2 tRNA genes and 1 rRNA gene are annotated in these 370 nt (G+C 50.3%); all 3 read right to left on the bottom strand.

Features of this window, described 5'->3' with window-relative positions:
* Positions 1 to 51: 51 nt before the first annotated feature.
* Positions 52 to 127 (bottom strand) — tRNA-Ala (locus KVP70_RS33420).
* A gap of 24 nt (positions 128 to 151) precedes the next feature.
* Positions 152 to 228 (bottom strand) — tRNA-Ile (locus KVP70_RS33425).
* Positions 229 to 292: 64 nt separating this feature from the next.
* Positions 293 to 370 (bottom strand): 16S ribosomal RNA (locus KVP70_RS33430); the annotation flags it as partial.

The following is a 370-nucleotide window of genomic DNA, read 5'->3' on the forward strand; positions in this document are numbered from 1 at the left end:
TTGATCTCTAAAAGATCAAATCTAAAGGGCTTACCCTTACATTTGAACTCTTGGTGGAGGATGACGGGATCGAACCGACGACCCCCTGCTTGCAAAGCAGGTGCTCTCCCAGCTGAGCTAATCCCCCTGAGATTTACTACAAGGCAGAAACTGGTAGGGCTGGTTGGACTCGAACCAACGACCCCCGCGTTATCAACACGGTGCTCTAACCAGCTGAGCTACAGCCCCAAATGCTGTTCTTTATTCATTACAGTCGATAAGTGTGAACGCTTGAAGAAGAGTGCTACTCTAGAAAGGAGGTGATCCAGCCGCACCTTCCGATACGGCTACCTTGTTACGACTTCACCCCAGTCACGAATCCTACCGTGGT

This window comes from Duganella violaceipulchra (assembly GCF_019166075.1).
GTDB classification, from domain to species: Bacteria; Pseudomonadota; Gammaproteobacteria; order Burkholderiales; family Burkholderiaceae_D; genus Rugamonas; species Rugamonas violaceipulchra.